The 12,168-nt window shown below is 72.4% G+C and carries 13 protein-coding genes; 10 read left to right on the plus strand and 3 right to left on the minus strand.

From position 1 onward, the window contains the following. Positions 1-12 precede the first annotated feature (12 nt). The 5 genes from GC157_12740 (at position 13) to GC157_12760 (ending at position 5,199) form a co-directional block, all read left to right on the plus strand. Positions 13-933 carry an NUDIX domain-containing protein gene (locus tag GC157_12740; protein MBI1378332.1) on the plus strand — a complete coding sequence of 307 codons (921 nt, stop codon included), beginning with the start codon at positions 13-15 and terminating at the stop codon, positions 931-933. Between the two features lie 177 nt (positions 934-1,110). Then, on the plus strand, positions 1,111-2,205 hold the full coding sequence (gene pstS / locus GC157_12745) for a phosphate ABC transporter substrate-binding protein PstS (GenBank protein MBI1378333.1): 1,095 nt from the start codon (positions 1,111-1,113) through the stop codon (positions 2,203-2,205). 96 nt (positions 2,206-2,301) lie between these two features. Further along, a complete protein-coding gene (gene pstC / locus GC157_12750; GenBank protein MBI1378334.1) occupies positions 2,302-3,294 on the plus strand; it encodes a phosphate ABC transporter permease subunit PstC in 993 nt (330 codons plus the stop codon). Further along, the gene (pstA, locus tag GC157_12755; protein MBI1378335.1) at positions 3,294-4,376 is read left to right on the plus strand and encodes a phosphate ABC transporter permease PstA; all 1,083 of its coding nucleotides are present in this window, start codon (positions 3,294-3,296) and stop codon (positions 4,374-4,376) included. Before pstC ends, pstA begins: the two co-directional genes overlap by 1 nt. Positions 4,377-4,419: 43 nt before the next feature. Continuing rightward, positions 4,420-5,199, plus strand: a complete 780-nt coding sequence (locus tag GC157_12760) for a phosphate ABC transporter ATP-binding protein (protein ID MBI1378336.1) — start codon at positions 4,420-4,422, stop codon at positions 5,197-5,199. A 14-nt stretch (positions 5,200-5,213) separates the two neighbouring features. Here GC157_12760 and GC157_12765 read toward each other — a convergent pair whose 3' ends face one another. Then, positions 5,214-6,134: a hydroxymethylglutaryl-CoA lyase gene (locus GC157_12765; GenBank protein MBI1378337.1), complete on the minus strand. Its 921-nt coding sequence runs from the start codon at positions 6,132-6,134 to the stop codon at positions 5,214-5,216. On the opposite strand from GC157_12765, the gene GC157_12770 reads away from it, so the two are divergent. The 3 genes from GC157_12770 to GC157_12780 all read left to right on the plus strand — a co-directional run bounded on the left by GC157_12770 (position 6,045) and on the right by GC157_12780 (position 7,950). Next, the gene (locus GC157_12770; GenBank protein ID MBI1378338.1) at positions 6,045-6,542 is read left to right on the plus strand and encodes a hypothetical protein; all 498 of its coding nucleotides are present in this window, start codon (positions 6,045-6,047) and stop codon (positions 6,540-6,542) included. The genes GC157_12765 and GC157_12770 overlap by 90 nt on opposite strands. 176 nt (positions 6,543-6,718) lie before the next feature. Continuing rightward, positions 6,719-7,528, plus strand: coding sequence for a hypothetical protein (locus GC157_12775; protein MBI1378339.1), 810 nt, complete (start codon positions 6,719-6,721; stop codon positions 7,526-7,528). A gap of 227 nt (positions 7,529-7,755) precedes the next feature. Continuing rightward, positions 7,756-7,950: a hypothetical protein gene (locus GC157_12780; protein MBI1378340.1), complete on the plus strand. Its 195-nt coding sequence runs from the start codon at positions 7,756-7,758 to the stop codon at positions 7,948-7,950. Here GC157_12780 and GC157_12785 read toward each other — a convergent pair. Together GC157_12785 and glgC are read right to left on the minus strand one after the other, a co-directional pair. Then, positions 7,896-8,699, minus strand: a complete 804-nt coding sequence (locus tag GC157_12785; GenBank protein ID MBI1378341.1) for an SDR family NAD(P)-dependent oxidoreductase — start codon at positions 8,697-8,699, stop codon at positions 7,896-7,898. The two genes, GC157_12780 and GC157_12785, sit on opposite strands and share 55 nt — an antisense overlap. Continuing rightward, positions 8,696-9,916, minus strand: coding sequence for a glucose-1-phosphate adenylyltransferase (gene glgC / locus GC157_12790; GenBank protein MBI1378342.1), 1,221 nt, complete (start codon positions 9,914-9,916; stop codon positions 8,696-8,698). Before glgC ends, GC157_12785 begins: the two co-directional genes overlap by 4 nt. Positions 9,917-10,028: 112 nt before the next feature. Here glgC and glgA point away from each other — a divergent pair, with 112 nt between their 5' ends. Continuing rightward, positions 10,029-11,201 (plus strand): glycogen synthase, encoded by a 1,173-nt coding sequence (gene glgA / locus GC157_12795; GenBank protein ID MBI1378343.1) that lies wholly within the window; start codon positions 10,029-10,031, stop codon positions 11,199-11,201. Next, positions 11,093-12,136, plus strand: a complete 1,044-nt coding sequence (locus GC157_12800; GenBank protein MBI1378344.1) for an EamA family transporter — start codon at positions 11,093-11,095, stop codon at positions 12,134-12,136. Before glgA ends, GC157_12800 begins: the two co-directional genes overlap by 109 nt. The last annotated feature ends 32 nt before the right edge of the window (positions 12,137-12,168 follow it).

Genomic DNA, 12,168 nt, shown 5'->3' on the forward strand with positions numbered 1-12,168 from the left:
GAGGATCGACCCATGCCAGACCTGATCGAGGCCGCCGGGGTGGTCCTCGTCCGGCCCGGCCCGGACGGGCCGGAGGTGGCGGTGGTGCACCGCCCGCACCGGTCGGACTGGTCGCTGCCCAAGGGCAAGCTCGACCCGGGCGAGCGCCACGAGGTCGCCGCCGTCCGCGAGGCCCTCGAGGAGACCGGCGCCCTGGTGGCGCTCGGGCCGGCCCTGGGCCACCGCCGCTACGAGGTGGCCGGCGTCCCCAAGCGGGTCCGGTACTGGCGGGCGACGGTGCTCTCGCAGAAGCCCCGCGACCCCGACGACGAGGTCGACGAGGTGCGGTGGCTGCGCCGCAAGGCGGCCCTGGCGCTGCTGACCTCCCCCGACGACCACGAGCTCGTCGAGGCCGCCCTCGCCCTGCCGGACACGGTGCCGACCGTCGTCCTGCGCCACGCCGAGGCCACCAAGCGCGCCGCCTGGCGCGAGTCCGGCTCCCCGGACGCGGACGACGACGCCCGGCGCCCGCTGGCGCCGGAGGGGGTCGAGCACTCCGCCGCGCTGGTGCACCTGCTGGCCGCCTACGACCTCGACGCGGTCGTGAGCTCGGACGCCGACCGCTGCCGGGCCACGGTCGAGCCGTACGCCGCCTCCCGCGGGGTCGACGTCCGGCTCGAGCACGGCCTGAGCGAGGAGGGGTGCGAGCACGACCCGGCCTCCACCGAGGAGACGGTGCACCGACTGCTGGCCGCCGACGGCGCCGCGGTGTGGTGCACCCACCGGCCGGTGCTCCCGATCGTGGTCCGCACGCTGGCCCGCGCGCTCGACGTCGACCGGCGCAAGGGGCACATGGCCGACGCCCTCGACCCCCGGCTCAAGCCGGGCGCGGCGCTGGTGCTGCACCGAACCCCCGACGGCGTGCTGGCCGGCGTCGACCGTCTCGACCCCTGAGCGCGGCGCCTGCGGCGTTCCGGAGCGTCACCGCGGGACGACCGCCTGCAGCCGTGTCGCCATCTGTACGCCTGTCGTTCACCTGTCGTTCACCGAGCGCCCCCGTCCAGGTCAACCCCGCTTCCTAGCGTCCGCGTCGTCAGCACGACAACGTCGAACACCTCATCGGAGGACAGGGTGACCTTCTCCCGCAAGGCGGGCTTCGCCGCCGCCGCCGTCGCCGGGCTCGTCCTGCTCAGCGCGTGCGGCTCGGACGCCGGCACGAGTTCGAGCAGCGCCGCCGGCGGTCAGATCGCCGGCGCGGACTGCGCCTCGGGCTCGATCAAGGCTTCCGGCTCGACCGCCCAGCTGAACGCCATGACCGAGTGGATCAACGGCTACCAGACCGCCTGCACCGGCGCGACGGTCGACTACCAGGGCGTCGGATCTGGCGCCGGCATCACCGACTTCATCAACGGCCAGACCGCCTTCGCCGGCTCCGACTCGGCGATCCAGGGCGACGACCAGACCAACGCCGACAAGCGCTGCTCCACCGGCTCGGCCATCAACATCCCCATGGTGGGTGGCGCCATCGTGGCCGCCTACAACGTCTCGGGCGTCAGCAAGCTCACGCTCACCCCCGAGATCATGGCCGGCATCTGGTCCAACAAGATCACGAAGTGGAACGACCCCAAGCTGGTCGCGGCCAACCCCGGCGTCACCCTCCCCGACGCCACGATCGCGCAGTTCCACCGCAGCGACTCGTCCGGCACGACCGACAACTGGACCAAGTTCCTCGACGCCACCGCCCCCAGCGTGTGGACCTACGGCCACGCCAAGGACTGGTCCGCCCCCGGCGGCCAGGGCTCGAAGGGCAACGACGGCGTGGGCGCCTCGCTCGCGTCGACCCCCAACTCGATCGGCTACGTCGAGCTCTCCTTCGCCCAGGAGAAGAAGCTCAACACCGCCGCGATCGACAACGGGGCCGGCCCGGTCGACGGCACCTCGGAGAACGCCGCCAAGACCCTCGCCGCGGCGCAGGTGACCGGCAGCGGGAACAACATCGTGCTCAACATCGACTACAAGTCGACCGCCGGGTACCCCGCCGTGCTGGTGACCTACGAGATCACCTGCGAGAAGGGGCTCAGCTCCGACGCCCTGCCGCTCACCAAGGCCTTCCTCACCTACACGGCGAGCGACGAGGCGCAGGCGAAGCTGACCGACGCCGGCTACGTGCCGATCACGGGCGACCTGCTGACGAAGGTGCGGACCGCCATCTCCGCGATCTCCTGACGCACGCTACTGTCGTCGGGGGCGGGCGCCCGTCGCCCGCCCCCGACGACTCGTGACAGGTACTCGGCCACTCCACGACTCCACGGCGGTCCCCGGATGAGCACCCCACCCGAGACGACCAGCAGCCCGCCGACCCCGCGCTCCGACACGGGGATCCGCGGCGCCTCGGTCCGGATCGGCGACCGCGTCTTCTCCGTCTCGTCCCGCCTGGCCGGCATCCTCATCCTGGTCACGATGGGCGCCATCGCGGCGTTCCTCGTCTGGAAGTCGATCCCGAGCTTCCAGGCCAACACGGCCAACTTCTTCACCACGCTGGTCTGGTTCCCCGACCGCGACCCGGCGGTCTTCGGCATCGCCGCCCTCACGTTCGGCACCCTGATGACCTCGGCCATCGCCCTGCTCCTGGCGGTGCCCGTCGGCATCGGGATCGCGCTGTTCATCGCGCACTACGCGGAGCGCCGCCTCGCCGCCACGCTCGGCTTCGTCACCGACCTGCTGGCCGCGGTCCCCTCGATCATCTTCGGCATGTGGGGCCTGCTCTTCCTCACGCCGCACATGGAGGGGCTCACCCAGTGGATGAACGACTACCTCGGCTTCATCCCGCTGTTCCGCAACGACCTCGGGCTCTACACCAAGTCGATCTTCATCGCCGGCGTGGTGCTGGCGATCATGATCCTGCCGACGGTCTCGGCCATCAGCCGTGAGGTCTTCGTCCAGGTTCCCCGCGCGCACATCGAGGCCGCCCTGGCCCTCGGCGCCACGCGCTGGGAGATGGTGCGGATGTCGATCTTCCCGTTCGCCCGGCCGGGCATGATCTCCGCCTCGATGCTCGGGCTGGGCCGCGCGCTCGGCGAGACGATCGCCGTCGCCCTGATCCTCTCGGCGTCCTACGACATCAACTGGCAGATCACCGAGCCCAGCGGCAACACCTTCGCGGCCAACATCGCCCTGCGGTGGAACGAGGCCGGGCCGATCGGCCTGTCCGCGCTCGTCGCCAGCGGCCTCGTGCTGTTCGTGATCACGCTGGCGGTCAACATGTCGGCGCGGCTGATCATCGCCCGCCGCGCCGAGTTCTCGGGGGCCAACTGATGTCCCGGACCAGCGACGACGAGCGCGCCGTGTCCGACGCCCTCCTGCACCGCGCGCTCGCCGGCGGCAAGCTGCCGCGCTGGGCGGTGCCGGCGCTCGCCGCAGGCTCGCTGCTGCTCGCGCTGCTGCTCAACGTGACGACCTCGGTCGACGGCGTGGCCGGCACCCTCGTGGTGGCGGTGGTCATCTTCCTCGCGGCCCAGACCGGCTGGAGCTTCGCCGTCGAGGGACGGCGCCACGCGGTGGACCGGCTGGCCACCACCGGCGTCTACGCGACGTTCCTCATCGCCCTGGCGCCCCTCGTGTTCGTCCTCGGCACGGTGATCGTCAAGGGACTCCAGGTCTTCTCCTACGAGTTCCTCATGACGTCGATGCGCAACGTGTCGGCCCTGCACCCCGGTGGTGGCGTCTACCACGCGATCATCGGGACGCTCGAGCAGATCCTGATCGCCTCGCTCATCGGCATCCCGCTCGGCGTCATGACTGCCATCTACCTCGTGGAGTACGCCCCGAACGCCCGCAACACGCGGCTGGCGCGCTGGATCAGCTTCTTCGTCGACGTGATGACCGGCGTCCCCTCGGTGGTCGTCGGCCTGTTCATCTACACCGCGTTCGTGCTCACCCTGGGCCTGCCGCGCGGCGGCTTCGCCGCGGCTCTGGCGCTGACGATCCTCATGCTGCCGGTGGTCGTGCGGTCCACCGAGGAGATGCTGCGCATCGTGCCGCGCGACCTCCGGGAGGCGTCGTACGCCCTGGGCATCCCCAAGTGGCGCACGATCCTCAAGGTGGTGCTCCCCACCGCGCTCGGCGGCATCATCACCGGGGCCATGCTCGCGGTGGCCCGCATCGCCGGCGAGACCGCGCCGCTGCTGCTCACGACCTTCCTGTCGCAGTCGATCAACACCAACCCGTTCACCGGTCCGCAGGCCTCGCTGCCCACGTTCATCTGGGACCAGTTCACCCGCGGCACCGACGCCTCGATCGCGCGGGCGTGGGGCGGCGCGCTCGTGCTGGTCCTGCTCATCGTCATCCTGTACGCAGCAGCGAAGATCATCGCCCGGTTCACCGGGGTCAAGCGCTGACCGCGCGGCGCCCCACCAGCACCCGACACTGAAGGAACAGTCCATGGCCAAGCGGATCGACGCCACCGACGTCGACATCTACTACGGCTCCTTCAAGGCGGTCGAGGGCGTCACCTTCTCCGTGGAGCCCCGCTCGGTGACCGCGTTCATCGGCCCGTCGGGCTGCGGCAAGTCCACCGTGCTGCGCACCCTGAACCGGATGCACGAGGTGATCCCCGGCGCGCACGTCGAGGGCAAGATCACCCTGGACGGCGAGGACATCTACGGCTCGGACGTCGACCCGGTCAACGTGCGGCGCACGATAGGCATGGTGTTCCAGCGCCCCAACCCGTTCCCGACGATGTCGATCTTCGACAACGTCGTGGCCGGGCTCAAGCTCGAGGGCAAGCGCCGCAGCAAGTCCGAGCTCGCGGACATCGTCGAGAGCTCCCTGCGCGGCGCGAACCTCTGGGAGGAGGTCAAGGACCGCCTCGACCGCCCCGGCTCCGGCCTCTCCGGCGGCCAGCAGCAGCGGCTGTGCATCGCCCGCGCGATCGCGGTCGAGCCGCAGGTGCTCCTCATGGACGAGCCGTGCTCGGCGCTCGACCCCATCTCGACCCTGGCGATCGAGGACCTCATCGAGCAGCTCAAGGAGCGCTTCACCATCGTCATCGTCACGCACAACATGCAGCAGGCGGCGCGGGTGTCCGAGACGACGGCGTTCTTCAACCTCGCGGGCGTCGGGCAGCCCGGCCGGCTCATCGAGATCGCGCCGACCGAGGTGATCTTCTCCAACCCCACGCAGCAGGCCACGGAGGACTACATCTCCGGCCGCTTCGGCTGATCCGCCGGCGACGCTCACTCCCCCGTGGGGAAGCCGCCCGCCTTGGCCACCAGCGACGGGGTCGGTCGGCCCAGCTCCTCGCCCAGCCACTCCCCCGCCGCGATGAGGGCGTCGAGGTCCAGACCCGTGCGCACGCCGGAGCGCTCGAGCAGGTACACCAGGTCCTCCGTGGCGATGTTGCCGGTGGCGCGCGGCGCGAACGGGCAGCCGCCGATCCCCCCGAGGCTCGCGTCGAGCACCGCGACTCCCTCCTCGAAGGCCGCGAGGGCGTTGGCGTAGCCGGTGTTGCGGGTGTTGTGGAAGTGCGCGCGCAGCCGCACGTCCCCGGTGGCCGCACGCACCCTGCGCACGCGCTCGACGACGTCGCGGGGGACCGCCACGCCGATGGTGTCGGCGAGGGCGAGCTCCTCGACGCCGGACGCCGCGAGCCGCTCGCACAGCGCGACGAGGTGGTCCACCGGCACCTCGCCGGAGAACGGGCACCCGAAGGACGTGGACACCGTCACGGTGGGCACCAGGCCCGCAGCCCGGGCCAGGGGTGCCACCTGCTCCACCGTCGCGACCGCGGCGTCGGTGGTCATGCCCTGGTTGCGCTCGGTGAAGGCGTCGCTCGCGGCCACGACGAGGTTGACCTCGTCGAGGCGGGTGGCGGCGGCCCGCTCGAAGCCGCGCACGTTGAGCACCAGCCCGATGTAGGCCGCCGCGTCGCGGTCGGCGTCGTCCGCGAGGGCCGCCACGACGGCCTCGGCGTCGGCCATCCGCGGCACCCGGGTGGGGCTGACGAAGCTGGCGACCTCCTGGCGGCGAAGCCCGGCGGCGGTGGTGCGCCGCACCAGCTCGACCTTCTGTGCGGTCGACAGCTCGGCCGGGTCGTTCTGGAGGCCGTCGCGGGCCGACACCTCCACCACCTGCACGTCCGCCGTCCGAGGGTCCACGGCCCCACGCTAGCCCGACGCCACTGGTGGAACGGTCGTCTCCCCGGCCCGGACGCGACCGGTTCACCCGTGACGTGCGGTCCGCGGGGGCGCTATAGCCTGGCCGCCGACCCCGGAGGAGCCCCTGTGATCACGCACGTCGTCTCGTTCACCTTCGCCGACAAGGCCGACGCCGGCGAGTGCGTCGCCCGGCTGCGGGCCCTCGAGCCGCAGATCGAGGCGATCCGCACGTGGTTCGTCGGCACCGACTCCCTGGGCGACCCGGGGGCGGCCGACGTCGTCCTGGTGAGCACCCACGACGACGTCGACGGCCTGCGCGCCTACCAGCAGCACCCGGCCCACGTGGAGTTCGGGCAGTGGCTCGCCCCGCGCCTGTCCGGCAAGGCCGTGGTCGACGTCGAGTCCTGACCGCCGGCCGCCGGGACCGGGGCGGCTGCGGGCCGGGCCGGTCGACGTCCGGCCAGGTACCGGATGCGTCACGGACCGTGCCGGCGGGCCGAACGGGGGACGACCCGGGCCCGTCCGCGTGTGACACTTCCCGGGAACCGGCGCGAGGGTCGCGCCGCGATGCACGGGGGTCGGTCATGTCACGCGCACGCTCCGCCACGACCGGGGCGCTCGCCCTCCTGTCCGCGCTGGTGCTGGCCGCCTGCGGCACGCAGCAGGCGGCCCAGGCCGACCAGGGCAGCACCCCAGCCGCGGCGGACCCCGGGGCCGTCGTGCTCACCGCGGCCACGACCACGGCCAAGTCCGGCACGGCGGCCGTCGACATGAAGGCTGTGATGTCGCTCGGCGGGGTCGACCAGACCATGACCGCGACCGGCAAGACCGCCCTCGACGGCTCGAAGGCCGACCTCACGATGACCCTGCCCGGTGTCGGCGGGGCCGGGGTGTCGATGCACGAGCTCGTCGTGGGCTCGCACGTGTACGTGCAGATCACCGGGATGCCCGGCCTGCCCAAGGGCTGGCTCACCATGCCCGACAGCGCGCTCCAGTCGCTCGGCCTGTCCGGCCCCGCGTCCGGCACGTCCGCGACCGACGTGCTGTCCGTGCTGCGCTCGCTCGGCACCGTCACCGAGGTGGGTCCGGAGCAGGTCAACGGCGTGGCCACCACCCACTTCCACGGCGAGGTCTCGCCGTCGGCCATCCTGGGCAAGGTCGGTGCCTCCGCCCCCGCGGCCCTCAAGGACGCGCTCGGCTCCGACCCGGTGCCGATCGAGGTGTACGTCGACGGCGCCCAGCACGTGGTGCGCGTCTCCGAGAAGCTCACCGTCACCGTCTCGGGCAAGAAGGTGGCCGAGAGCGTGCAGGTGGACTTCTCCGACTTCGGCGTCCCGTTCACGGTCTCCGCCCCCGCCCACGCCCGCTCGTTCGCCTCCGCGCTCGGTGGCTGAGCCGGCCAGTCGTCGGGCGACCGCCGAGAGCCCGTTCCGGGGTGGCCGGGACCTGCGACCTAGGACCTCGGCGCGCCCCGTGTCCGTCCGGTCCGGATCTGCCACCAATCGTGGGGTCCGCCCTGCATGACCGTTCAGGGTGCCCCTACTCTGCCGACGTGACCCCGACACGGCCCGAGGACCGCAGCCAGGTGGAGGCGCGCCCGGCGACGGCCGCGCCCGCCCCGGTGAGCCCGGGCCCGGTCGCGCACGAGGTCACCGTCACCGACGGCCGCTTCACCCGGGCCTCGTGCACCTGCGGCTGGGTGGGCACCGCGCGCCGCCACCGCTCGACCGCCCGCGCCGAGGCGCGCGACCACGCCCTGCTCTACGCCGACGGCGGCTCGGTGGTCGACCTGCGCGACGAGCCGCGTCGCGCCTGAGCCCGCGCCCGCTCGAGGTTGGCCCGGCCGATCCGGGCGAAGACCGGCGCCGCCCGCAGCATCGCGTCCGGGACCGCCGCGAACAGCCGCACCTGCGCGCCGCGCCAGTGCGGCACGCTGCTGACCAGCCGCGGGTGCAGCAGCAGCTCGGCCACGCGGTCGGCGACCTCCTCCGGCGTGGTGAGCCGCGGAGCCGTGAACGACATCGCGACGGCGTCGTCGTCGAGCACGTCGGTGACCATCGGGGTGAGCATGCCGTCCGGGCAGACCGCGGAGAGCCGGACGTCCTCGACGCCCTGAGCGCGCAGCTCGGCGGCCAGGCTCAGCGTGTACGACAGCACCCCGGCCTTGGCCGCGGCGTAGACGGCCTCGCCCGGCACCGGCACCCACGACGCCAGCGACGCGATCGACACCACGTGGCCGCCGCCGTGCGCCCGCATGCTCGCCACCGCGGCGCGGGTGCCGTGGAGGACGCCGAGCAGGGTCACCCGCACCACGCGCTCGACGACCTCGTCCGGCTGCGTCGCGGCGTCGCCGGCGCCGAGCACGCCCGCGTTGTTGACCCACACCCGCGGCCGCACCTCGTCGGCCAGGGCGCGGCACGCGGCCGCGTCGGTGACGTCGAGCACCCGCTCGGTGCCCAGCACGTCGACGGGCAGCACGTCGAAGCCCTCGGCGTCGAGCCGGTCGACCAGCACCCGGCCGAGGCCGCCGCCACCACCGGTGACGACGGCGACGGGTCGGGTCACCCGACCTCGACCTTCTGGCCCTTGCCCACCACGATGATGCCGCCGGGGCTCACGGTGTAGCGCTCGCGGTCGGAGTCCATGTTCACACCGATCTGCGCGCCGTCCGGCACCTGCACGTTCTTGTCGAGGATGGCCCGCCGCACGACGGCGCCGCGCCCGATGCGCACGCCCGGCATGATCACGGCCCCCTCGACGTACGCGCCCTCCCGGATGTTGACGTCGTAGGAGAGCACGGAGTTGCGCACGTGGGCGCCGGCGATGATCGAGCCCGCGCCGACCATCGACTCATGGCTGTTGCCGCCCTCGACGAACTTCGCGGGGGGCAGCGGCGGCAGGTGCGACAGGATCGGCCAGTAGCGGTTGTACAGGTTGAAGATCGGGTGCACGGACACGAGGTCCATGTGGGCGTCGTGGTAGGCGTCGAGGCTCCCGACGTCGCGCCAGTAGCCGCGGTCGCGGTCGGTCGACCCGGGGACGACGTTGTCAGCGAAGTCGTAGACCTCGGCCATCCCCTGCTCGACGAGCATCGGGATGATGTTGCCGCCCATGTCGTGGACCGAGCCGTCGTCGCCGGCGTCGATGCGCAGCGCCTCGACGAGGACGTCGGTGGTGAAGACGTAGTTGCCCATCGACGCGTACACGTGGTCCGGGTCGCCCGGGATCGTCACGGGGTCCGACGGCTTCTCCACGAACCGGTTGATGGTGCGCCCGTCGCTGGTCTCGATGACGCCGAACTGGTTCGCCTGCTCCTTGGGCACCCGGATCCCGGCCACCGTCACGCCGGCGCCGGACGCCTTGTGCTGGTCGACCATCTGCTGGGGGTCCATGCGGTAGACGTGGTCGGCGCCGAAGACCACGACGTAGGAGGGGCTCTCGTCGTAGACGAGGTTGAGGCTCTGGAAGATCGCGTCGGCGCTGCCCGTGTACCACCGCGGGCCGAGGCGCTGCTGCGCCGGCACCGGGGTGACGTAGTTGCCCAGCAGCGTGGACAGCCGCCAGGTCGTGGTGATGTGCCGGTCGAGCGAGTGGCTCTTGTACTGGGTGAGGACGCAGATCCTCAGGTAGCCGGCGTTGACGAGGTTGGACAGGACGAAGTCGACGAGGCGGTAGGCGCCGCCGAACGGGACGGCGGGCTTGGCGCGGTCGGCGGTCAGGGGCATGAGGCGCTTGCCCTCGCCACCGGCGAGGACGATTCCCAGGACGTCGCGGTGTGCCACGCGTCCACAGTAGACCGGTGAGCCGGGCCGAGGAGAGGTTCTGACGAGCCCCGGACGAGCTCTCCCGGGCCGGGCTCGCGCACGCCCGGCGACCCCCTAGGCTGCGCCTGTGCTGCGCGTCGGGATCCTCACCCGGGAGTGGCCGCCGGACGTCTACGGCGGCGCCGGGGTCCACGTCGACGAGCTCGTTCGCGAGCTGCGTCCGCGGGCCGACGTGCACGTGCACGCCTTCGGGCCCACCCGCACCGGCGCCGTGGGCCACGTGGTGCACAGCGAGTTCGCCCAGGCGAACGCCGCGCTGCAGACGCTGGCGATCGACCTCGACATGGTGCGGGTGCTCGACCACGTCGACGTCGTCCACTCGCACACCTGGTACACGAACCTGGCCGGGCACCTCGCCGGCGAGCTGTTCGGCGTCCCGCACGTCATCACCGCGCACTCGCTCGAGCCCCGCAGGCCCTGGAAGGCCGAGCAGCTCGGCGGCGGCTACCGCATCTCGTCGTGGATCGAGTCGTCGTCGTACCGCGAGGCCGCGGCGGTGATCGCGGTGTCCGACGGCATGAAGGCCGACCTCCTCGACGCCTACGACTTCGTCGACCCCGAGCGGGTCCACGTGGTGCGCAACGGCATCGACACCGTGGCCTGGCGGCCCGAGGAGTCCGCGCACCTGCTCCCCCAGTACGGCGTCGACACGAGCCGGCCCTACGTCGTGTTCGTGGGCCGCATCACGCGCCAGAAGGGCATCGCGCACCTGCTGGCCGCGGCGGAGCTCTTCGACGACAGCGTGCAGCTCGTCTTCTGCGCGTCGGCCCCCGACACCCCCGAGATCGGGGCGGAGACGGCCGCCGCCGTGGCGCGGCTCCAGGAGCGCCGGCCGGTGGTGTGGATCCAGGAGCACGCGCCTCGCCCCGTGGTGCAGCAGCTGCTCACGCACGCCCTGGCCTTCCTCTGCCCGTCGGTGTACGAGCCGCTGGGCATCGTCAACCTCGAGGCCATGGCCTGCGAGACCGCCGTGGTCGCCTCCGACGTCGGCGGCATCCCCGAGGTGGTCGTCGACGGCGAGACGGGCCTCCTCGTGCCCTACGACCCCTCCGAGCCGCGCGCCTTCGAGCACGCGTTCGCCGACGCCGTGAACGTGCTCGTGGCCGACCCGTCGCGGGCCCGGAGCATGGGGGCGTGCGGCCGCGCCCGCGCCGTGTCCGACTTCGGCTGGGGCGTGGTCGCCGACCGCACGCTGGAGGTCTACCGGCTCGCCGGCGCCGTCGACGGCGCCGTCGCCCCGTGAGCAGCCTGGAGACGCCGTCCGTCGAGCAGGTCGACCGGCGTCCCCTGCTGGGGTACCTCATCTACGTCGCCGCGGCGACGCTGTTCGCGCTCAACGGCACCGTGAGCAAGGTGCAGATGCAGCACGGGATCGAGTGGTACCGCCTCTCCCAGCTGCGGGTGACGGCCGCGTTCCTCATCCTCGTGGTGGTCGTCGCGCTCACGAACCGCCGTGCGTTCCGGCTGCGCCGCGACGAGGTGCGCCGGATGGCGGTGTACGGCGTCCTCGGCATCGCCACGACGCAGTCGCTGTACTTCGTCTCGATCCTGCGGCTGCCCGTGGGCGTCTCGCTGCTGTTCGAGTTCACCGCGCCGATCATGGTCGCGCTGTGGTTCCGCTTCGTCATGCGCGAGCCCGTGCGCGACCGTGTGTTCGGCGCGCTGCTGCTGGCGATGCTCGGCCTGGCGATGGTGGCGCAGGTCTGGGAGGGGCTCACCCTCGACGTCATCGGCGTCGTCGCCGGGCTCGGCGCCGCGGCGGCGCTCGCGCTCTACTACGTCGAGGGCGAGAAGCTGGTGGTCCACCGCGACCCGGTCTCGCTCACGATGTGGGGCTTCGGCTTCGCCTCCGCCTTCTGGGCGCTGCTGCTGCCGTGGTGGTCGTTCCCCTGGGAGTCGCTGTCGTTCAGCGACGCCCTCGGCGGCTACGGGCCGGCCCTGCCCGGCTGGGCCTACGCCACGTCCATGGTGGTGCTCGGCACGGTGCTGCCGTTCGCGCTGGTGCTCCAGTCGCTGCGCCACCTGCGCGCGACCCAGGCCTCCGTAGTCGGCATGACCGAGCCGGTGATCGCCAGCGCCATCGCGTGGGTGTTCCTCGGCGAGGTGCTCGTGCCCGTGCAGATCCTGGGCGGCATCGTGGTGCTCGTCGGCATCGTGCTGGCCGAGACGTCGCGGTAGGGCGGCGCCCGCGGCGGCGCCCGTGGTGGGAT

Source organism: Frankiales bacterium, assembly GCA_016125335.1.
In the GTDB taxonomy this organism is placed as follows: domain Bacteria; phylum Actinomycetota; class Actinomycetes; order S36-B12; family CAIYMF01; genus Longivirga.